The 19,936-nt window shown below is 69.7% G+C and carries 18 protein-coding genes; 10 read left to right on the plus strand and 8 right to left on the minus strand.

All coding sequences use genetic code 11. The features are described from left to right. Positions 1–16 precede the first annotated feature (16 nt). Together D7V77_RS01910 and D7V77_RS01915 are read right to left on the minus strand one after the other, a co-directional pair. On the minus strand, positions 17–1,654 hold the full coding sequence (locus D7V77_RS01910; RefSeq protein WP_120574591.1) for a long-chain fatty acid--CoA ligase: 1,638 nt from the start codon (positions 1,652–1,654) through the stop codon (positions 17–19). Positions 1,655–1,758: 104 nt separating this feature from the next. Further along, a complete protein-coding gene (locus D7V77_RS01915) occupies positions 1,759–2,796 on the minus strand; it encodes a 6-phosphofructokinase (RefSeq protein WP_120574557.1) in 1,038 nt (345 codons plus the stop codon). 229 nt (positions 2,797–3,025) lie between these two features. On the opposite strand from D7V77_RS01915, the gene D7V77_RS01920 reads away from it, so the two are divergent. From D7V77_RS01920 to D7V77_RS01930, 3 genes are all read left to right on the plus strand, one after another. Continuing rightward, positions 3,026–3,784 (plus strand): glucosamine-6-phosphate deaminase, encoded by a 759-nt coding sequence (locus tag D7V77_RS01920; RefSeq protein ID WP_120574558.1) that lies wholly within the window; start codon positions 3,026–3,028, stop codon positions 3,782–3,784. Positions 3,785–3,859: 75 nt separating this feature from the next. Next, positions 3,860–4,978: an NAD(P)-dependent alcohol dehydrogenase gene (locus D7V77_RS01925; RefSeq protein ID WP_120574559.1), complete on the plus strand. Its 1,119-nt coding sequence runs from the start codon at positions 3,860–3,862 to the stop codon at positions 4,976–4,978. After that, entirely contained in the window at positions 4,975–5,496 is a 522-nt protein-coding gene (locus D7V77_RS01930; RefSeq protein WP_120574560.1) for a DUF4334 domain-containing protein, read from the plus strand. Before D7V77_RS01925 ends, D7V77_RS01930 begins: the two co-directional genes overlap by 4 nt. Here D7V77_RS01930 and D7V77_RS01935 read toward each other — a convergent pair. From D7V77_RS01935 to D7V77_RS01945, 3 genes are all read right to left on the minus strand, one after another. Further along, entirely contained in the window at positions 5,493–6,287 is a 795-nt protein-coding gene (locus tag D7V77_RS01935) for a lytic transglycosylase domain-containing protein (protein WP_120574561.1), read from the minus strand. The genes D7V77_RS01930 and D7V77_RS01935 overlap by 4 nt on opposite strands. Before the next feature lie 92 nt (positions 6,288–6,379). Then, on the minus strand, positions 6,380–6,931 hold the full coding sequence (locus D7V77_RS01940; protein ID WP_120574562.1) for a hypothetical protein: 552 nt from the start codon (positions 6,929–6,931) through the stop codon (positions 6,380–6,382). 18 nt (positions 6,932–6,949) lie between these two features. Continuing rightward, positions 6,950–7,549, minus strand: a complete 600-nt coding sequence (locus D7V77_RS01945; RefSeq protein ID WP_233596595.1) for a hypothetical protein — start codon at positions 7,547–7,549, stop codon at positions 6,950–6,952. Between the two features lie 325 nt (positions 7,550–7,874). On the opposite strand from D7V77_RS01945, the gene D7V77_RS01950 reads away from it, so the two are divergent. The 4 genes from D7V77_RS01950 to D7V77_RS01965 all read left to right on the plus strand — a co-directional run bounded on the left by D7V77_RS01950 (position 7,875) and on the right by D7V77_RS01965 (position 13,592). After that, entirely contained in the window at positions 7,875–8,552 is a 678-nt protein-coding gene (locus D7V77_RS01950) for a carboxypeptidase-like regulatory domain-containing protein (protein ID WP_120574564.1), read from the plus strand. A 2-nt stretch (positions 8,553–8,554) separates the two neighbouring features. Continuing rightward, the gene (locus tag D7V77_RS01955) at positions 8,555–9,280 is read left to right on the plus strand and encodes a hypothetical protein (protein ID WP_120574565.1); all 726 of its coding nucleotides are present in this window, start codon (positions 8,555–8,557) and stop codon (positions 9,278–9,280) included. Positions 9,281–9,324: 44 nt separating this feature from the next. Next, entirely contained in the window at positions 9,325–10,626 is a 1,302-nt protein-coding gene (locus D7V77_RS01960) for a hypothetical protein (RefSeq protein ID WP_158624272.1), read from the plus strand. A 161-nt stretch (positions 10,627–10,787) separates the two neighbouring features. After that, positions 10,788–13,592, plus strand: coding sequence for a beta-propeller fold lactonase family protein (locus D7V77_RS01965; RefSeq protein WP_120574567.1), 2,805 nt, complete (start codon positions 10,788–10,790; stop codon positions 13,590–13,592). Between the two features lie 121 nt (positions 13,593–13,713). On the opposite strand, the gene D7V77_RS01970 is transcribed toward D7V77_RS01965, so the two are convergent. Both D7V77_RS01970 and D7V77_RS01975 read right to left on the minus strand, forming a co-directional pair. Then, positions 13,714–14,070: a DUF2019 domain-containing protein gene (locus D7V77_RS01970; protein WP_120574592.1), complete on the minus strand. Its 357-nt coding sequence runs from the start codon at positions 14,068–14,070 to the stop codon at positions 13,714–13,716. A 136-nt stretch (positions 14,071–14,206) separates the two neighbouring features. Then, a complete protein-coding gene (locus tag D7V77_RS01975; protein ID WP_147451959.1) occupies positions 14,207–15,589 on the minus strand; it encodes a hypothetical protein in 1,383 nt (460 codons plus the stop codon). A gap of 250 nt (positions 15,590–15,839) precedes the next feature. On the opposite strand from D7V77_RS01975, the gene D7V77_RS01980 reads away from it, so the two are divergent. The 3 genes from D7V77_RS01980 (at position 15,840) to D7V77_RS01990 (ending at position 18,118) form a co-directional block, all read left to right on the plus strand. Further along, positions 15,840–16,409 carry a PadR family transcriptional regulator gene (locus D7V77_RS01980; protein WP_233596596.1) on the plus strand — a complete coding sequence of 190 codons (570 nt, stop codon included), beginning with the start codon at positions 15,840–15,842 and terminating at the stop codon, positions 16,407–16,409. Continuing rightward, positions 16,406–17,167 carry a siderophore-interacting protein gene (locus tag D7V77_RS01985; RefSeq protein ID WP_120574570.1) on the plus strand — a complete coding sequence of 254 codons (762 nt, stop codon included), beginning with the start codon at positions 16,406–16,408 and terminating at the stop codon, positions 17,165–17,167. The genes D7V77_RS01980 and D7V77_RS01985 overlap by 4 nt, the downstream gene beginning before the upstream one ends. A 90-nt stretch (positions 17,168–17,257) precedes the next feature. Continuing rightward, positions 17,258–18,118: an alpha/beta fold hydrolase gene (locus D7V77_RS01990; RefSeq protein WP_120574571.1), complete on the plus strand. Its 861-nt coding sequence runs from the start codon at positions 17,258–17,260 to the stop codon at positions 18,116–18,118. Positions 18,119–18,121: 3 nt separating this feature from the next. Here the strand turns inward: D7V77_RS01990 and D7V77_RS01995 are convergent, their stop codons facing one another. Continuing rightward, positions 18,122–19,912 carry a hypothetical protein gene (locus tag D7V77_RS01995; protein ID WP_233596597.1) on the minus strand — a complete coding sequence of 597 codons (1,791 nt, stop codon included), beginning with the start codon at positions 19,910–19,912 and terminating at the stop codon, positions 18,122–18,124. Between the last annotated feature and the right edge of the window lie 24 nt (positions 19,913–19,936).

Genomic DNA, 19,936 nt, shown 5'->3' on the forward strand with positions numbered 1-19,936 from the left:
GTTTTCTTTGTGGCTGTTAACGGGTTGTGCTCAACGCCTTCATCAGGTGGTCGCCGTAATCCTCCCGCAACTTCATCTTCAGGAACTTCCCCGTCGACGTGCGCGGAATCTGGGTCACGAAGAGGATGTCATCCGGCAGCCACCACTTCGCGAACTGCTTCTCCAGGTGCGCCGTCAGCTCCGCCTTCGTCGCCTCCTGCCCCGGCTTGAACACCACCGCCGCCAGCGGACGCTCGTCCCACTTCGGATGCCGCCCCGCGAACACCGCCGCCTCCAGCACGGACGGATGCGCCATCAGCGCGTTCTCCAGCGCCACGGAGCTGATCCACTCGCCGCCGGACTTGATGACGTCCTTGCTGCGGTCGGTGATGTGCAGGTAGCCCGCCGGGTCGATGGTCACCACGTCGCCCGTCTTGAACCACCCGTCCTTCGTGAACCGGTCCTTGCCCTCGTCCCCGTAGTACGACGCCGCCACCATGGGCCCGCGCACCTCCAGCTCGCCCATGGCCTTGCCGTCCCAGGGGAGGATCTCCCCCGTGTCGCTCACGTGGCGCGTCTCCACGAACGGCACGGAGTAGCCCTGCGACGCGTACGCATCCAGCTGCGTCTCCGGCGACGCCGTGTGCAGGTCCCCCTTGAGCCGCGCGAGCGTGCCCACCGGGTTCATCTCCGTCATGCCCCACGCGTGCAGCACGTTCTGCCCGTGGCGCTTGCGGAACCCGTCAATCAGCGCCGGCGGCGCCGCGGAGCCGCCAATCACCATGTGCCGCATCCGGCCCAGGTCCCACTTGCCCGGCTCGCGGTCCAGCTGCGCCAGGATGCCCAGCCAGATGGTGGGCACGCCGCCCGCCACCGTGACCTTCTCGTTCTGCATCAGCTCCAGGAGCGACTGGGGGTCGAGGTGCGGCCCGGGCAGCACCTGCTTCGCTCCCGTGAGCAGCGCGTCGAACGGCAAGCCCCACGCCGCCGCGTGGAACATGGGCACCACCGCCAGCACCGTGTCGGACTCCCTCAGCCCCAGCACCTCCGGCATGCAGCACACCAGCGAGTGCAACACGATGGAGCGGTGGCTGAAGAGCACGCCCTTCGGGTTGCCCGTCGTGCCGGACGTGTAGCAGAGCATCGCCGCGCTGTTCTCATCCAGGCGCGGGAACTCGAACGTGGGCGACTCCGCCGCGAGCAGCTTCTCGTAGTCCAGCCGCCCCTCCGGCACCGGCCCGTCATCCGGAATGACGATGACGTGCTTGATGCTGCCGGCGGCCTTCTCGAACTTCTCCACCAGCGGCAGCAGCGAACGGTCCACCACCACCACCGTGTCCTCGGCGTGGCGCGCGATGTAGCCCAGGTCGTTGGGGTGCAGCCGCAGGTTGAGCGTGTGCATCACCGCGCCCATCGCCGGCACCCCGAAGTACACCTCCAGGTGCTGGTGGTGGTTCCAGCTCAGCGACGCCACGCGGTCCCCAGGCTTCACTCCCAGCCGCGTGAGCGCGTTCGCCAATTGGCAGACACGCCGGTGGAAGTCCGCGTACGTGTAGCGGTGCAGGGACTTGTCCGGCCTGCGGCTGACGATCTCCTGCGCGGCGTAATAGGAGCGAGCCCGCTCCAGGAAGTGCGTCAGGGTGAGCGGGAAGTCCATCATGCGACCGGTGAGCATCGGCACCATCCCTTCGGGAGAGGGGGAAGGGCCGGATGCTACCGGATGCGCGGCGTCATGCCTGCCACTCCCGGTGGGGGCAGGCATGGCGCATGACGTCAATGTCAGCCGAAGAAAACCTGCGCGACTTCGAAGAACTCCTTGGGCACGCGCTTGAGCTCGCGGGTGGCTTCGGCCAGTTGCTCGCTGACGATTTCGTTGCCGCGCAGGGCGGCCATCTTGCCGAACTCGCCCCGGGCCACCATGTCGCACGCATGCACGCCGAACCGGGTGGCGAGCACCCGGTCGTGCGCCGTGGGGGCGCCGCCGCGCTGGATGTGGCCCAGCACGGAGACGCGCGTCTCGAAGCCGGTGCGCCGCTCAATCTCCGCCGCGACGATGTTGCCCACGCCGCCCAGGCGCGGACGGCCTGCTTCGTCCAGGGAGCCGGTCGTGACGAGCTGCTCGTTCTGCTCCGCGGACATCTTGATGCGCGTGCCTTCCGCCACCACCACGATGGAGAAGGTGCGCCCGCCCGCGTGACGGCGCTGGAGGTGCTGCGCGACGGCCTCCAGGTCCGCGGGAATCTCCGGGACGAGGATGACGTCCGCGCCGCCGGCGATGCCCGCGTAGGTGGCGATCCACCCGACGTGACGGCCCATCACCTCGCAGACGATGACGCGCTTGTGCGACTCCGCGGTGGAGTGCAGCCGGTCCACGGCCTCCGTCGCGATGTGGACCGCGGTGTCGAAGCCGAACGTGAAGTCCGTGCCGTTGAGGTCGTTGTCGATGGTTTTCGGCACGCCGACGATGCGCAGGCCCTCCTGGGACATGCGCGTGGCGGCGGACAGGGTGCCCTCGCCGCCAATGGCGATGACGGCGTGGATGCCATTGCGCTCCATGGAGCGCTTCACGCGCTCCAGGCCGTTCTCCACCTTGAACGGGTTGACGCGCGAGGTGCCCAGGATGGTGCCACCCCGGTGGAGGATGCCGGAGGTGGTCTCCCGCGTGAGGCGGAAGTGGTTGTCGTCCAGCAGGCCCTTCCATCCATCACGCAGGCCCATCATCTCGAAGCCGTGCTCGCTGGCACGGCGGACAATGGCGCGGATGACCGCATTGAGGCCGGGGCAATCACCCCCGCCGGTGAGCACGGCGACTTTCATGGATCCGGTTCTAGCGCGACCCGGCCTCCGCGCGTGAGGACGGATTGCACGGAGTGCCCGTGGGAAACCTTCCCCGGTCCCCGGGCGTGCGGGGGACCGGGCTTGTCAATCGTCCGCGGCGCTCATGTGTCATTCCCGGAAGCGTGTGGCCTTGCCGCGCGGCGCCACGCACCGGGCGGCTGAGGGGCCGGCGACCGGGGCGGGGAGGCCGGCATATGCTGGCCAACACATGGACCTACGGGTGTTCCAGACGGAGCAGGAGGCGGCTACCACCTGCGCGGCGCGGATCGCCGAGGCGGTGCGCCACACGCCGGAGCTGGTGCTGGGGCTCGTCACGGGGCGCTCGCCGCTCAACGTGTACCGGAACCTGGTGGAGCTGGCGGCCCAGGAGGCGCTGGACCTGTCGCGAGCGACGACGTTCAACGTGGACGAGTTCCTGGGGCTGCCACCCGAGGACGCAGGCAGCTTCCGCGCGTACATGGACCGGCACCTGTTCCGGCATGTGAATCTGTCAACGGAGCGGATCCACTTCCTCGACGGGTGCGCGCCGGACGCGGAGGCGGAATGCGCGCGCTATGACGCGGCGCTCGCGGCGGCCGGGGGGCTGGACCTGTTGCTGCTGGGCGTGGGACCCAACGGGCACATCGCGTTCAACGAACCCGGGGAAGTGCTGACGGCGACGAGCCACCGCGCGCGCCTGTCGCGGGAGACGCGGCTGTCTCACGTGATGGCGTTCGGGGATGATCCGTCGAAGGTGCCCATGGCGGCGCTGACGCTGGGCATGGCGGCGGTGCTCCAGGCGCGCAAGGTGGTGGTGCTCGCGTTCGGCGTGAACAAGGCCGCGGCGGTGACGGCGATGGTGCACGGCCCGCTCACGCCCCGGTGGCCCGCGTCGTTCCTCCAGCTCCACCGTGACGTGGAGCTGTGGCTGGACACGGGCGCGGCCAGCGGCCTGCACGGGCGCAAGCTGGAAGCAGCCCGGACCTGACCCGGAAAGGCACGTGCGGCCCCGAAAGGCCGGGGGGATGTGACTTTATTGGCGAAGTGCCAATAGTATGCGGCCATGGGTCTTCCAGTGCGAGCCGCGCTGCTGCGGGAAGTGGGTGGTCCCTTCGTCATCGACGAGGTCGAACTCGATGCGCCTCGGGAGGGCGAGCTGCGCGTGCGGGTGGCGGCGAGCGGCATCTGCCACACCGACCTCACGTACCGGGCGGGAGCGGGCCGCTTCCCGTTGCCCGCGGTGCTGGGCCACGAGGGCGCGGGCGTGGTGGAGGCGGTGGGGGAGGGCGTGACGGGCTTCCAGCCTGGCGACGCGGTGGTGCTCAGCTACTTCTCGTGCCGTGGCTGCCGCACGTGCGCGGGCGGACACTTCCCGTACTGCGAGCGGGGCTACGCGGGGAACTTCTCCGGCTCGCGGCCGGATGGCTCATTCCCCATGCGGTGGCGCGGCGAGCCCGTCCGCTCGAGCTTCTTCCATCAGTCGTCGTTCGCCACGCACGTGCTGGCGCATCAGCACAACGCGGTGAAGGTGGACGCCTCGGTGCCGCTCGAGCGGATTGCCCCGCTGGGCTGTGGGTTCCAGACGGGGGCGGGGGCGGTGCTGGAGGCGTTCCGGCTCCAGCGGGGGCAGCAGTTCGCCGTCTTCGGGGCGGGCTCCGTCGGCCTCGCGGCCATCATGGCGGCGCGGGTCGCGGGCGCATCTCGCATCCTCGCGGTGGACCTCAGCGCGGAGCGACTGGAGCTCGCGCGTGAACTGGGGGCCACGGACACGTTCCTGGCGGACGAGCCCGGACTCACGAAGACGCTGGTGACGCTCACCCGCGGAGGCGTGGACTTCGCGCTGGAGTGCGTCGGGTCGCCCCAGGTGTTGCGGCAGGCGTTCGACGTGACACGTCCGCTGGGCACGTGCGGGTTGCTCGGGCTTCCTGGCCGGGACGCGGAGGTCTCGCTCTCCATGACGGCGCTGCTCATGGGCCGGAGGCTGGTGGGCATCCTGGAAGGCAATGTGGATCCCAAGGCCTTCGTCCCCAGGCTGGTCGCGCTGAACGCGGAGGGGCGCTTCCCGTTGGAGAAGCTGAGCCGCTCGTATCCCTTCGAAGCCATCAACGACGCGGTCCACGACATGGAGGCGCGCGTGGCGGTCAAACCGGTGCTGTGCATGCCAGGAGGCGGAACGACATGACGTTCGATGAAGCAGTGAAGGCCGGGCGTGTCCATGTGGAGGATGCGCTCGCGTTGTTCGACAGTCTGCCCGCGGTGGACATCGGGTTCATGCGCGGCACGTGGCAGGGGCGCGAGTTCCAGACGGGACACCCGTTGGACGGACTGCTCGCTTCGACCGGCTGGTACGGCAAGCAGTTCATCGACGCGGAGAGCGTGCACCCGTTGCTCTTCTTCACGGAGGACCGCAAGGCGGTGTTCCCGGTGGATCCGCGCAAGTGGCCGTCGCCGGAGCTCCCAGGTCCCGTGGCGCCGCACCGGGCCGTGGTGGAGACCGGGCAGTTCAAGGCGCGGCTGCGCGTGATGGAGTACCGCGGACGGCTCAGCGCGACGATGGTCTACGACGACCGACCCAGCCTCGATGTGTTCCGGAAGGTGGACGGGGACACGCTGCTGGGGCTGATGGATGCACGGGAGATGGCGCCCTACTTCTTCGTGCTGCGCCGTGACCCGGAGGCCCCACCCAGGCTTCGCCCCTAACGCGTCGCGGAGGCGAGCTTCGCGGCAGGCTTGCTGCCCGAGGCTGGACGGGACGCGGGCTTCACGGGGGCCGTCCGCTTCGGTGCGACGGCCGGCTTCGCGGACGCATCCGGCGGACGGGCCTTCCGCGCGACGGGGGCCTTCACCGCGACCGCCTTGACCGGAGTCGCGGAGACAGCCGGGCGCTTCACCACGACGGGGGCCTTCGGCCGCGTGTGCTCATAGGCCGCGAGCACCTTGGCCACGTAGAACTCCGTCTCCCCGTTGTGCGGCACGCGCCCGTTCACCGACCCCGGGCCCGCGTTGTACGCGGCCACCGCCAGCCGCACGTCGCGGAACCTGCGCAGCTGTTCGGCCAGATAGCGCCCGCTCGCGTCGACGGATGGCGCCGGGTCGAAGGGGTCCTCCACCCGCATCAGCGCCGCCGTGTCCGGCATGAGCTGCCCGGGCCCCATGGCCCCCGCGGGCGAGATGCGGTGCACCCGCGTCTCCGACTCCACCTGGATGAGCGCCTTCAAGAGCCCTGGCGGAATCCCGTGGCGGCGCTCCGTGTCCTCGATGAGCGGCTCCAGCGGCGGATGTCCGTCCAGCACGCACTCGGGCCGGTGCGCCACGTAGGCTCCCAGCGCGCGCGCCTTTGTCTGGAGGAAGGAGAAGGACAGGGGCGACACCTGCGTCCCGCCCAGCCACGCCACGCCCAGGTTGAGCAGCACCACGGGCACCAGCGCGCACGGCACCAGCCACGCCCATTTCGGAATCTCGATGCCGCCCACGGCCCGCTTGCGTCCCACCCTCCCCACTTAAGGGCGTCAGGTGTTCCCGTCCAGCTTCCGGCCGACTCGCCGCCCCGGCCGCGTCCTGCGCCGGGGCGGGAGTGGAGGCTTCAGAACAGCAGGCCGAAGTAGTTGGCGCTCGCCTTGGCGCCCACGCAGACCTCGACGTCCGCGGTCCACGACTGCGTGGGGGGCGACCCCGTGGCCTGGAAGCGGAACTCCAGCTCCTCCTGCTTGGCCAGGTCCAGCACGTCCACCGCGCCGCTGCTGGTGAGCTCGAGCTTGTTCGTGGAGCCCCCGGTGCCGGTGCGCCGGAACTCGCCCAGCTGCACGTACTCCGCGGAGCCCGGCTTGCGCACGGCGAGGCTGGCGCGCTCGATGCCGCTGATGTCCGTGCTGGCGGTGGCGTCGAAGAGCTTCAGCCGAAGCTCCGTCTCCACGTCGGCGTCCTCGGGCAGCGCGCTGGCGAAGTCACCCAGCGGAATCGTGAAGGACTGCTCCACGGAGCCGGCGATGGGCGGGGAGGCGGGGAAGGACAGGTCGTTCTCGGTCTTGCAGATGCGCTCGGCCTCCACCTCGATGGTGAAGAGCGAATCACAGCCCGTGCCCAACAGGGTCACGGCGCCAGCGAGCAGGAGGGTGCGGAAGGATTTCGTTCGCATGGTGAGAGGTCTCCTGGCTCAGAAGAAGTAGACGATGAAGCCCAGCTTCACCGACGGGATGGTGGCGCGCAGGTGCAGCGGTCCGGACGTGACGCTGTCGTCGCCGGAGGCGTCCTGGATGAGCGGCGTGGGTTCCGGCACGGTGAGCGCCACGTAGCTCAGGCCCACGTTCAGGAAGAAGTTGAAGCGGCTCTTCGTGCCCACCTCCAGGCCCACGCTGCCCGTCACGTAGTTGTAGGTGACGTCGCGGATGGCCTCCGACGTGGAGCTCGGCTCGCGGCCCAGCCAGTCCAGCACCTCGCTGTACTCCGAACCGAAGTAGTGCCCGGCCTCCACGTTGAGGGTCGGCGCGATGAAGGTGTCTATCGGCAGGAGGGTCACACCGCCGCGCACGCCGATGCTGAGCGTGTTCGTGGTGGGGCCCGCTTGCAGCCGCAGCCAGTTCGTGGGGCGCACCACCGCGGACAGACCGATGCCGTGCGGAGCGCCCGCGTCCAGCAGCAGGCCCACCCTGTGGGGCGCGTCGTCCTGGGCGAGCGCCGGGGTGGCGGTGCCCAACACCGCCAGGCACCCCAGGGCGATGCCGGAGGAGAGAAGGGAAGGGTGTCGTCGTCTCAAGGAAGAAGAGTCCATCGTCATGACGAAAGTTCCACGGTGAATGCCGGCCCAGCGGCCATTCTTCGCGGAAGGCGAGCAGGAAATGAAGTGCTTCACGCGAAACCCGTACGGGCTTTCCGGGATGCCCCGACCCGCGGTGGCGGGACTGCCCGGTTCCCGACACGCTGCGCTGTACCCCAGGACCTGGGAATGCGTGCAATGCCTGTCAAATCAAGGACGTCCTGTTCAATCCCCTGGGTGATGTCCAGCAAAACCTCTCGATGCGAGCGTATGATGAGAGGAAACGGTGACGTGGCATTCAGGGCCGGAAACCGGGGGGCCAAGGATGATCGACGAAGTCGATCTGCGCATGAGAGCGTGGGTGGGACGCATTGCCACGGACGCGCCGGTGCACCTGGGCGTGCCCGACCGCGAGGCCCTGGACCGGGGTGTCTGTCTTTACCTCCTGGAGCTGGGGCCGGCGCCCCTGACCCGGGCTGGGAAGCAGGGCGCCCTGCAGTTCACCGTCTGCTATCTGGTGACGGTGGGCGCGGAGACGCCCGAGCGCGCGCACCGGCTGCTGGGTGACCTGGTCTTCGCGGCCATGGGCGACAAGGAATTGGAGGTGGACCTGAGCCCGGTGCCGGCGGCGCTGTGGGCGGGTTTGCGCTCCGTGCCGCGTCCCTCCTTCCGCCTGCGGGTGCAGGTGCGCAAGGAGCAACCCCTGGCGGAGGTGCGATGTCTGTCATTGGTGGGCGGGGCGTCCGCGCAGGCCCCCCTGCTGGGTCGGGTGGTGGGGCCCGGTGACGTGCCCATCCGGGACGCGTGGGTGGCGCTGCCCTCGCTGCAGTTGAGCACGCGCACGGATGCGGAGGGGCACTTCCACTTTCCCCGCCCGCCGCGGGGGGAGTCGCTGGGCCGGCTGGAGGTGCGCGCGGAAGGGGAGCTGCTGTCGGTGGAGTCGGAGGGGCTGGCCACCGGGACGTCGCCGTGGATCATCCGGATGCCGGTGAAGGAGGAGTGACGATGCACGCGGCTCCGCCAGTCGAGGCCCTGGTGGCGCGGCCTCGCGCGCGGCGGCACCTTGCCTGGGTGCTGTCCCTGGCGCGGTGGTTGAAGACCTGGGCGGAGCGGGTGCTCGCGGAGCACGCCGCCGCGGTGACGAAGGCGGCGGTGGAGTTGGGAGGCGCGCGCGTGCGCTCGCTGCCCCTGCGCGAGCCGGCCGTGGTGCTGCTGCAGGTGCCCCTGTGGCCTCCCAGGGTGGAAGAGCCCCTGTCGCCGGAGCGCATGGACGCCGTGTCCACGCCGACGCTTGAGGACGCGCCCACGCCCCGCTTGAACACCCTGCGGTGCATCCCGATGGAGGGGGATGAGCCGGACGTGGAGCGCGAGGCCGTGTCGCTCCAGGTTGTGCCCCAGGTGCCCTTCGGATTCGACCCGGATGACCTTCTGCCCGCGGAGCCCGTGGCGGTGGTGGCCCCGGCGCCCTCGCCCGCGCTGTTGCTCCAGGCCGCCGCGCTTCCGAGCGAGGAGTTGCCGCCCGGCGTGCCTCGGCCGCTGCGGGTGGTGACGTCGTTTCCCAGGGACCCCGCGAGGGACCTCATCGCGCTCCTGAAGGAGTCGATGGGAACGCCGGACCAGCCGTCCGTGCCCTGGTCGGAGGTGGCGCCGCCCTCGCCCGACGAACCCGCTGATGCGCAGGAGATGCTGCGTCAGTGTGAGCGATTGGAACTGGAGCCGCCGGTGGAGTAACGGCGTGGGGGCTTGCAGTCCACGGCGCTATGCTGTCCCGCGCGATGCCCGCGCGGTCACGTCCCATCACTGCACAGCCAGGCCTCACGGTGGCGGACGTCGAGCGTCAGCTGGAGGGCCGCGCGGAGGTCCTCGCGGCGGCGCGGCGACCGTATGCGGAGCTGGAGAAGGCGCTGTCCGGCCGGCGGTGGCGGCGGGCGCTGGTGCGGCGTCCGGAGTTGGTGCCCGCGCTCGTGGCCGAGGCTCGGACGGTGGTGGAGGCGCTGGAGCGCGTCCAGCGCCGTGCGGCTCAGGAGGCCTGGCCGGACGACACGCCCGTGGTGAAGGCGGCCCGGGAGTTGTCGGCCCGGCGGGAGCGGCTGACGCGGCTGGCCCGGCGCAGGCTGGATGCGCTGACGGTAGCGAGGGAGGCCGTTTCGCTGGAAGAGGCGCTGACGCGGCTGGATGCGCTGGTGCGCCAACCCGCGAGCTGGGCGCTGAAGCCGGGCGAGGTGCTCGTCTTCGAGGACGATACCCGGCGAAGCTCGGACCCGAGCCTCGTGCCCATGTTCCTGAGGCAGGAAGTGTCGCCGCGTCGGGTGTTCGCCTTGGGAGCGCTGCCCGCGCTGGCCTTGCTGCTGTCATTCGTCCTCCCCAGGTCGATGATGGTCCCGGTGATGGCCTGCCTGGTGTCGGGCACCCTTGGCCTCGTGGCATCCCAGCTCCTGCGTTCGGGGCGGATCCGGCTCACCAGCGAGCGGCTCATCTGGGCGCCGGTGTTCGGTGAGCCGCAGGAGGTTCGGCTGGGCAGCATTTCCCCTGACGGCTTCCGGCTGGAACAGAGTGTGGACCTCAAGGTAGAGGGAGATCGGCGACTCCATGCACGCTCCGTCCGCGGAGGCACGGCGGTCGCCCTGCTCGTGGAGCTGCACCGTCAGCCTCCACTGCGCGGCGCGGCCCGGGCGGGTGTGCGCCTGGACAGCGTGGCGCTGTTTCCCGCGAAGCTCGGCCGGCGTGAGGGGTTCTGCGTGTTGGGGCCCCAGGGACTTTCCTTCATTCCGGAGGGTAAGGGTCCCCAGGCCTTGAGCGCCGTCACCGGCAGGCCGACGGCGCTGCGCGACTTTGAATCGGACCAGGTGCTGGATGCGCTGCGCTGGCTGCCGGAGGCGGACTTCGACGCTTGCGTGTCGCGCATGGTGGAGGCCACCGGAGGCGTGGCCTGGGCCCGCGTGGACGCGCGCCATGTTCCGGGCTTCCCGGTGTGGCGGCGAATCCGCATCGAGCACCGGGGCCTGGCGCTGACCGGCCGGGTGCAATGGGACCAGCAGGATGCCGCCGAACGGATCCTGCGCGACTGGCCTCGTTGACGGCGGTCCGACCAGGGAACGCCCTTCACTGCGTACACAGGGAGGGAGTCGTTGCGCCGCGCAACGATTCCACCGGGTCCGGGTCCACCCGTCCCTCAATGTCAGACGCCACACCTACAGTGAAGCCGGGGTCCCCAGCCCCCCTTTCCCGAGAGACATTCATGAAAGCCAGACACCCGGCGGTGCGCCGTGTCTTCAAACGTACCGCGTCCGCGGCGACGCTGCTGTTGGGCCTCGCCATGGGCAGCCCGTCGCACGCGCAGCACTTCACCGTTTTTGAAAGCGGCCAGGTGCGTCCGCTGGCCCTGTCTCCCAACGGCCAGTGGCTCTACGCCGTCAACACGCCGGACAACCGGTTGGAGATCTTCCAGGTGGGCACCAGCGGCCTCACCCACAAGGGCTCAGTACCCGTGGGCCTGGAGCCCGTGGCCGTGGCCGCGCGCACCAACAACGAGGTGTGGGTGGTCAACCACCTGTCCGACAGCGTCAGCGTCGTGAAGGTGGACGCGAACGGACAGGGCGGCAGCGTGACGCGCACGCTGCTCGTGGGCGACGAGCCTCGCGACATCGTCTTCGCGGGCACTGGCAGGAAGCGCGCGTTCATCACCTCCGCGCACCGCGGACAGAACACCGGGTTCGACCCGCAGCTCACCACGCCGGGCGTCGGCCGCGCGGACGTCTGGGTGTTCGACTCGGACAGCCTGGGCACGACGCTGGGCGGTACGCCGCTCACCCGCCTCACCCTGTTTGGTGACACGCCTCGCGCGCTCGCGGCGACTCCGGACGGCAGCCGGGTGTACGCGGCCGCGTTCCACTCCGGCAACCGCACCTCCGTGGTCCACGAGAGCCTGGTGCCCAACGGCGGCGAGTCCGAGGGCGGCGTCCCCGGCCCCAACGTCAACCACCAGGGCATCCCCGCCCCGGAGGTCTCCGTCATCGTGAAGTACAACGGCGAGGACTGGTTGGACATGCTCAACCGCCCGTGGACGGACTCGCTCCGCTTCACCCTGCCGGACAAAGACGTCTTCGCCATCTCCGCCAACGCCAACCCGCCCGTGCAGGTGTCCGGCGCGGCGGGCACCTACGCGGGCGTGGGCACCATCCTGTTCAACATGGCCGTCAACCCGGTGAGCGGGAAGGTCTACGTGAGCAACACCGAAGCGCGAAACGACCTGCGCTTCGAGGGCCCCGGCACCCTGACGGGCAACACCCTGCGCGGCCATCTGCACGAAAGCCGCATCACCGTGCTGGGCGGCCCCAGTGCGCCCTCCGTCACGCCCCGCCACCTCAACACGCACATCAACTACGCGGCCTGCTGCGCGGCCACGCCCAATGCTGAGAGCGAGAAGAGCCTCGCGCAGCCCACGGGCATGGCCGTGACGTCCGACGGCGCCACGCTCTACGTCGCCGCGTTCGGCTCATCGAAGCTGGGCGTGTACGCCACGTCCCAGCTGGAGTCCGGCACCTTCACGCCCTCCACCGCGAACCAGGTCGCGCTGACGGGCGGTGGCCCCACCGGCCTGGTGCTGGATGAAGCCCGGGGGCGCCTGTACGTGCTCACCCGCTTCGACAACGCCATCTCCGTCGTCAACACCGCGACGAAGACGGAGGTCGCGCACCTGCCCATGTTCAACCCGGAGCCGGTCAGCGTGGTGCAGGGCCGCCCGTTCCTCTACGACGCGCGCAGCAGCTCCAGCCACGGAGACTCGTCCTGCGGCAGCTGCCACATCTTCGGCGACTTCGACAGCACCACCTGGGACCTGGGCAACCCGGACGGTGACGTGAAGGCGAGCTACAACCCCATCGTCCCGGTGCTGCCGGAGTTCGGCACGGACCCCACCTTCGGCCAGGACACATCCTTCCATCCGATGAAGGGCCCCCTGTCCACGCAGAGCCTGCGCGGCATGGCCAACCAGGGCCCCATGCACTGGCGTGGAGACCGCACCGGCGGCGACAGCGCGCCCAGCGTGCAGCCCAACAGCGGCACCTTCGACGAGGTCGCGGCGTTCAAGCAGTTCAACCCCGCGTTCAAGGACCTGCTGGGCCGCAGCGCGCAGCTGACGGAAGTGGAGATGCAGAAGTTCTCCGACTTCATCCTCCAGGTCGTCTATCCGCCGAACCCCATCCGCAAGCTGGACAACTCGCTCACGGCTTCGCAGCAGGCGGGCAAGGACTTCTTCACGAACACGACCAGCTTCTTCCCGGGGTCGTGCGAGTCCTGCCACCGCGTGGACGTGAACGCGAACCCGGGCGAGGGCCCCTTCAAGGGCTTCTTCGGCACGGACGGCCGCAGCTCCTTCGACGCGGAGCCGCTGTTCCCCAAGGTCCCGCACCTGCGGAACCTGTACCAGAAGGTCGGCATGTTCGGCGCCGGCTTCCCCTTCGGCAACACGCCGGTGGATCCGTTCCTGGGGGACCAGGTGCGCGGCACGGGCTTCAACAGCGACGGCGCCATCCCCACGCTGTTCCTCTTCAACAGCGGCTTCGACTTCCACCCCATCTTCAATCAGGTGGGCATCCCGGACACGCCCGCGGGCTTCCAGGCGAAGAAGGACATGGAGCAGTACATGTTCGCCTTCGAGACCAACCTGGCGCCCATCGTCGGGCAGCAGGTGACGCTCACCGCGACCAACGCGGCGGTGGTGGGGACGCGCATCGACCTGCTGATGGCGCGCGCGGACGCGGGCGAATGCGACCTGGTGGCGAAGGGCCGCGCGGGTACGCACGAGATGGGCTTCCGTTACCTGGGCAGCGGGCAGTTCAAGGCGGACCGAGCGGCGCTGCCGCTGGTGCCGTCCGCGTCGCTGCGCTCGGGCGTGGCCGCGAGCCAGGGCGTGCTGACGTACACCTGCGCGCCGCTGGGCTCAGGCCTGCGCGTGGGCATCGACCGGGACCTGGACGGCTTCCTGGACGGTGATGAACGGGCCGCGGGCACCAACCCGGCGGACCCCGCCAGCCACCCGTAGCGGAGGACACTCGGCGGCCCGGGCACCTGTTGCCCGGGCCGTTTGTCAGCGTCAGTGCGATGTGCTCGGGGGGCAGAATGATCAGCGTGCCTCTGTCCTCAACGCCACGCGCCTTGGAAGATCATCCCGGATCCAGCGCCCAAACACCTGCTTCCCAGTTCTTCAGCACCTGCGCGGCTTCAAAGGCGATCAACCCTTCACCTTGCGCAGCCTCTTCTAGGACAGCCTTCGATTCGGCCGTCCGATGCCTCAAGAGGTATGCCGCCGCCATGGTGCTGACGTCCTTGTCAGGGTGCTTGAGCAGCACCGCAAGCGCATCCCGCCCCGCATCTCCCTGCCCCTTCAACTTCCGAACAGCAGCGATGTAACGATCCGCATGCTTGTTCCCCGCCTTGGCATCTCCACGCGCGATGGCTGCCGTCTGCGCTGACACGTTCAGCGCGAACTCCTCCACCCACTTTTCGAGGTCCGTCACCAGATTCCTCTCGTCACGTGCTGGATCGCCACCAATCCGAAGTCTCGTTGCGCTTCGAAGGATTGAGTGCTCAGCCACTGTCTCACAGTCAGGGTTTCCGAGTTCGTGAGTCTAGGCCGCTTCGACGAGTAGAGAGAACTCACTCCACTGTGAACATCCTTGCCAAGTGCGACGATGTTCTCGCTGTTGTGGAGAGCATGTGGCCCAAAGCGGGTCGCGTTCCCTTCGGTCTGCTCCACGATGTGGTGCCACTCCTTTCCGTCACCCGCAGGTCCCATGGCCCGCTTGAAGGACCTGTCCCTTGTGGGCCTCCATCGTCGCCACCTCCTGAGCCCGCGGAGTCATCAACGCGTTGGAGAATGATGGCCGCACCTGGCCCGCCGCTCAGCGCTGCCGCCGCGCGCCCCGCTGACACCGAGACGCGCTCCAACGCCAGCACGCCTTCCGCCGACATCGAGAGCACTGGCAGCGTGGCCTCCGCGCCCACGGACATCCCCTTCAGTGTCCGTGTCGTGGCTGACGCCGCGCCCCAGGTGACGAGCATCCCCGTCGTCAGTCGCGACACTTCGCGGATCTGCTCGCCACGGGTCATGGACTGGAAGCGCTCCCAGTACGCGGGCGATGCCGCGATGAGCGCCGCCACGCCCGCTGGCAGGTGGCTCAATCCCGCGATGCTGTCCACGGGGCGCGTGAGCAACTGTCCCAGTGCGTGGTACAGCTCCACGACGGCGTCCTCGGCTCCATCCAGGGTGCGGCTGATGACGTCCGCGTCGTCGTACACCTCGGCCAGCGGGCGCCAGTCCGAAGCCTGAAGCTGCGTGTCCACGGCTCGGAAGACACCGCCCTTGCCGCTGTAGAAGCGGCCCAGTTCGAAGCCATGCGCTCGGAAGGCGCCGTCCTTCCATTCGACCGTTGCCACCTTCTGTTGGGTACTCCCGGTGAGTGCCCACGCGAGGTAGCCATCCGGTCTCAACACCGCGACCTGCTCCCGGGAGAATCGCTCCACCCGTCGCGACAGCTCCTTCCGGGTGACTTCGCCTCCCTCCATCACCTCGCGCAGGAGGAAGCCCGCGGCCATGCGAGGCGGGAAGGTGCTCAACGTGACGGGCTTGCCCAGGAGCACCCCCATCAGTCGCGCCGCTTGAGTAGGCGTCAGCGTGCCTCCCTGGGTGCGTTCGTCTCGCGCTTCCAGTCCCGCGTTCGTCAGCAACTGCTCCCACGCATCCGGTTGCACGTCGTCGGAGCGGGTGACGTCCGCCAGGGCCACCGCACGAACGGGGCGTACCCCCGTCACCGCTTCGCGGACGGTCTTGCGGCGGTACAGGGGAGGCGCTTCCTCGCGGGGCGTGACCCTCGGCTCCGAGGCAGATGCACGCGGTGCCTCGTCGTTCGACGCTCGTCCTCCAGGGGCGTCAGTCTCCGTGCGGGACGTGTAGCTCAGCGTCCTTCCGGGCCCGGGAGGCAACGAAGCGCAGCCGGTGAGGAGCAGTGCCATGCACCCGAGCAGGACGTCAGCGCGCATCGTCCACTCCCAGGCCCTTCACCGAACCGCCCGCCCGCGCTTGCCCATCGCTCTTGCCTCCTGGCTGCGCTCCGGTGCGGCGTGCAGAGCCCGTTCATAGCGGTCAGCCCTGACAAGCCCGCCAGACTGGGCGACGTATGACCCGAGGGCTGGCCCGGCAGGGTGCCCGCAGATCGGGTTGCACCAGATAATGCTGAGATATATCTCAGAGCCATCTGGAAGGTATCTTGAACCCCTGAGAGGACGCGACATGCGCGGCAGACACGGAAGAGACCGGGGCGACTCGGAGCACTGGCATCACCATGAGCGCGGGGAGGGCCACCGGGGGCGGCACGGCGGCCCCGGCGGTGGGCGGCATCGGATGTTCGAGGGCGGCGAGCTGCGCCTCGTCCTGCTCCACCTCATCAACGCGGAGCCCCGGCACGGGTACGACCTCATCCGGGCCATCGAGGGCTTGAGCCGGGGCGTGTATGCCCCCAGCCCCGGGGTCATCTACCCCACGCTCACCCTGCTCAAGGACATGGAGCTGGTGGGCGAGCCGGACACGACGGACACGCAGCGCAAGCTCTTCGCCATCACGGCACAGGGCAAGGCGCTGCTCGCGGAGAACGCGAAGGTAGTGGAGGGACTGCTGCGACGGCTCGCAGAGGCCGGTGAGCTTCGCGAGCGCACGGACGCGGCTCCGGTCCGGCGCGCGATGCAGAACCTGAAGAGCGTGCTGTTCGACACGCTGTCGCCCGGCGTCGACAAGAAGGTCGTGCTCGACGTGGCGGCGTTGATCGACGAGGCCGCGCAGAAGATCGAGAGGCTCCGCTCATGAGCACCCAGGACCTGCATCAAATCGTTCGCGTGCGCCACGAGCTGCGGCGGCGCAGCCTGGTCGTCAGTGGCGTGGAGTCCGTGACGCCTCGCATGCGGCGCATCCACTTCGCGTCGCCGGACCTGGCGGACTTCAGCAGCCCGTCGCCAGATGACCACATCAAGCTGTTCTTCCCTCAGTCGGGGGAGCAGGTGATGCGTGACTTCACGCCTCGCGCCTACGACAACCGCGGCCAGACGCTGACCATCGACTTCGCGCTGCACGGCTCCGGTCCCGCGACGGAATGGGCGGCTGGCGCGAAGGTCGGCTCCACGCTGGAGATTGGCGGACCGAAGGGCTCGCAGCTCGTGCCCGATGACTTCGACTGGTACCTGATGGTGGGGGATGAGAGCGCGCTGCCGGCGCTCGGCCGCCGGGTGGAGCTGCTGCGCCCGGGCGTGCCCGTGACGACCGTGGCGGTCGTGGCCCACGCGTCCGAGCAGCAGAGCTTCGTCACGAAGGCCTCCTGGCACCCGACCTGGGTGGTGCGTGGAGAGCCGGGGCCCGGAGATGGCGCGCTGTTGCGGCGCGAACTGGCGAAGTTCACGCCTCCGCCGGGGGATGGCTTCGTGTGGCTGGCGGGCGAGGCGGAGTGGGTGCGCGAGCTGCGGACCTACGTCATCGAGGAGCGCGGCCACCCGGCGGAGTGGGTCAAGGCCGCGTCCTACTGGCACCGCGACGGGGATGACGGCCACGCGGGCCCGGGTCAGCGACACTGAGGGCTTGACCCCCAACGCGCAATGCCCGGCATCGAGGGGAAATACGGACCGTCGCAGGCGGTTGGACTCGCCACCTCGAAGGACGGGCACATGACCAGTGAAACGCAGACGGGAAGGATCTCCGGCAGCTTCCTCACCACTCGCGATGGCACCCAGCTCTATTTCAAGGACTGGGGCCCGAAGGAGGGTCCGCCCGTCGTCTTCTCGCACGGCTGGCCGCTCACGTCCGACGCGTTCGAGGGCCAGATGCTGTTCCTGTCCGAGCGCGGCTACCGCACCCTCGCCCATGACCGCCGGGGACACGGGCGTTCCTCCCAGCCGTGGGATGGCCACGACATGGACACGTATGCGGATGACCTGGCGGAGCTGACCTCCGCGCTGGGGCTGCGCAAGGCCGTCCACGTGGGTCACTCCACGGGCGGTGGTGAGGTGGTCCGCTACATCGGGCGCCACGGCACCGGGCGCGTGGCGAAGGCGGTGCTCATCGGCGCGGTGCCGCCCATCATGCTCAAGACGGACTGGCACCCCAAGGGTGTGCCCATGGAGGCCTTCGATGACATCCGCGCGGGCGTGCGCGGGGACCGCTCCAGCTTCTTCAAGGAGCTGAGCCTGGCGTTCTACGGCTTCAACCGGCCCGGCGCGAAGGTGTCGGAAGGGCTGCGCGAGAGCTTCCGCCTCCAGGGCCTGATGGGCAGCCTCAAGGCCGAGTACGACTGCATCAAGGCCTTCTCCGAGACGGACTTCCGCGCCGACCTGGCCCGCATCGATGTGCCCACGCTGGTGATGCACGGCGATGACGACCAGATGGTCCCCATCGACGACTCGGCGCGCCTCACCGCCGCGCTCGTGAAGGGCGCGAAGCTCCAGGTCTTCCCCGGCTTCAGCCACGGCATGTGCTCCGTCAACCAGGACGTCATCAACGAAGCACTGCGGGCCTTCCTCGAAGCGTAGGGCTCACAGGTCCAGGATGAGGCTCAGCTCCTCCTCCGCGGCCTCGTCCGTCTGGACGGCGGCGTCCTGGTCATCCGAGTCATCCCCGTACCGCGACCATCCGGCGAGCACCGACTGGCCGATGCACGTCATCTGCCGGGGCGTGGCCCCGACGCCGTCGGCATCCTGGTCGCGGTAGAGGTAGGTCCACCGGTAGCGGGCCGCGTCCGCGTCATCGCAGTCCTGGCCCACGGCCTTGAAGAAGTAGGGCGCGGGCAACGCCTGTCCCGAGCAGACGAACTGCGCGGGGATGGGCACGGTGACGCCGTCCCCATCCCGGTCCGCGTGGAGGGCCGTCAGCTTCTGCCAGCGCGCCGCATCCTCCTCGGCGCAGTCCGTGCCACGGTCGGACCAGGGGCTGGGAACCTGGCCGTTGGTGCAGAGGACCGTCGGTGCTCCCGCGCCCACGCCGTCTCCATCCGTGTCCGAGTAGGCCTTCAGGCTCCGGTAGACGGTGGCGTTCGAGTCGTCGCAGTCCTCGCCCGACAGCGGCTGGGAGGCATGGCCCGCGGGCAGGGTCGTGCCCGAGCAGACCGTACCGCTCTGGGCCACGGTGTACGTGTCGCCGTCGGCGTCCCGGTGGGTGAAGCTCCGCATCCGCCACGCGGTCGCGTCCTGGGGCGCGCAGTCGGTGTCCTGCGTGGAGTAGCCCGTGGGCACGGTCGCCCCGCCACAGACGGAGACCGCCACGCCGGACCCCACGCCGTCCGCGTCCGCGTCCGCGTGGACGCTCCAGGTGAAGTACACCGCTCCGTTCGCGTCATCACAGTCGTCGTCGCGCTCCTCCCAGGCGTATCCCGCGGGCAGCCAGAAGCCGCTGCACACCTCGCCCGTGGCCGGTGCCAGGCGGCCGTCGCCATCCGCATCCCGCGCGGCGTAGTACAGATGCCGCCAGCGGGTGCCGTCACCTGGGGCGCAGTCCCCGCCCCGGAAGGTCTCTCCCGGCGCGGACTCCCCCGGACCCGCGCAGCGGAGCACCGGCGCTCCGTCTCCGTAGCCGTCCCCGTCCGGATCCAACCAGCGCTCGACCCGGACCGTGCGATTCGCGTCGCGGTCGTCGCAGTCCTCCGGGTCGGACACGGTGTCGTAGCCCAAGGGCGGCTGCTCGCCCGAGCACACCGTGCCCTCCATCGCCACCGCGAGTCCGTCCCCGTCCGCGTCCCGGTGCGTGAAGGGGAGCATCCGCCAGCGCTTCGAATCTCCGGGCGCGCAGTCGCCCTCGGTGAGTGCGTACCCCGAGGGCGGCGGGCGTCCCCGGCTCGGGCACCACGCGATGGCCATCCCCGCGCCCACGCCGTCCCCGTCCGTGTCCGCCCACACCTGTGACAGGGCCGACACCTCCGCATCCCCGTCATCGCAGTCAGGCGCGCCCGGCTGCTCCTGGTAGCCCGCGACCGTGGCTCCCACGCAGGCCGTCACCGGCCCCGTGCCCGTGGCCCCGTCTCCGTCCGCGTCTGGATACAGCCCCGGCACCGAGCGCCAGCGGGTGGCATCCCCGGGGGCGCAGTCACCCGCCTCCTGGGCCCAACCCTTTGTCGTGTCGCCTACGCAGGTGACGGGCTGGGCCGCGTCTCCAATGCCGTCCCCGTCCGTGTCCGCGTAGCCCGTGACGGCCCGCCACATGGTGGGGTTCGCGTCATCGCAGTCCAGCTCCGCCGGATGGCCGTCGCCGTCCAGGTCCCGGGGACCCACGCCGCCACCACAGCCGAGCTGGAGTCCCAGGGCGAGCCACACCCACGCCCGCATCATGCGCATCCGCGTGTCCATGGAAGAGGGCCC

The organism is Corallococcus sp. CA041A (genome assembly GCF_003612075.1).
Lineage (GTDB): Bacteria > Myxococcota > Myxococcia > Myxococcales > Myxococcaceae > Corallococcus > Corallococcus exiguus.

Bases quoted from the DNA above. Each gene is read 5' to 3' on its own strand.
- D7V77_RS01910 (WP_120574591.1), bottom strand. From the start codon at position 1,654: ATGCTCACCGGTCGCATGATGGACTTCCCGCTCACCCTGACGCACTTC.
- D7V77_RS01915 (WP_120574557.1), bottom strand. From the start codon at position 2,796: ATGAAAGTCGCCGTGCTCACCGGCGGGGGTGATTGCCCCGGCCTCAAT.
- D7V77_RS01920 (WP_120574558.1), top strand. From the start codon at position 3,026: ATGGACCTACGGGTGTTCCAGACGGAGCAGGAGGCGGCTACCACCTGC.
- D7V77_RS01925 (WP_120574559.1), top strand. From the start codon at position 3,860: ATGGGTCTTCCAGTGCGAGCCGCGCTGCTGCGGGAAGTGGGTGGTCCC.
- D7V77_RS01930 (WP_120574560.1), top strand. From the start codon at position 4,975: ATGACGTTCGATGAAGCAGTGAAGGCCGGGCGTGTCCATGTGGAGGAT.
- D7V77_RS01940 (WP_120574562.1), bottom strand. From the start codon at position 6,931: ATGCGAACGAAATCCTTCCGCACCCTCCTGCTCGCTGGCGCCGTGACC.
- D7V77_RS01950 (WP_120574564.1), top strand. From the start codon at position 7,875: ATGATCGACGAAGTCGATCTGCGCATGAGAGCGTGGGTGGGACGCATT.
- D7V77_RS01955 (WP_120574565.1), top strand. From the start codon at position 8,555: ATGCACGCGGCTCCGCCAGTCGAGGCCCTGGTGGCGCGGCCTCGCGCG.
- D7V77_RS01960 (WP_158624272.1), top strand. From the start codon at position 9,325: ATGCCCGCGCGGTCACGTCCCATCACTGCACAGCCAGGCCTCACGGTG.
- D7V77_RS01965 (WP_120574567.1), top strand. From the start codon at position 10,788: ATGAAAGCCAGACACCCGGCGGTGCGCCGTGTCTTCAAACGTACCGCG.
- D7V77_RS01975 (WP_147451959.1), bottom strand. From the start codon at position 15,589: ATGCGCGCTGACGTCCTGCTCGGGTGCATGGCACTGCTCCTCACCGGC.
- D7V77_RS01980 (WP_233596596.1), top strand. From the start codon at position 15,840: ATGCGCGGCAGACACGGAAGAGACCGGGGCGACTCGGAGCACTGGCAT.
- D7V77_RS01985 (WP_120574570.1), top strand. From the start codon at position 16,406: ATGAGCACCCAGGACCTGCATCAAATCGTTCGCGTGCGCCACGAGCTG.
- D7V77_RS01990 (WP_120574571.1), top strand. From the start codon at position 17,258: ATGACCAGTGAAACGCAGACGGGAAGGATCTCCGGCAGCTTCCTCACC.
- D7V77_RS01995 (WP_233596597.1), bottom strand. From the start codon at position 19,912: ATGCGCATGATGCGGGCGTGGGTGTGGCTCGCCCTGGGACTCCAGCTC.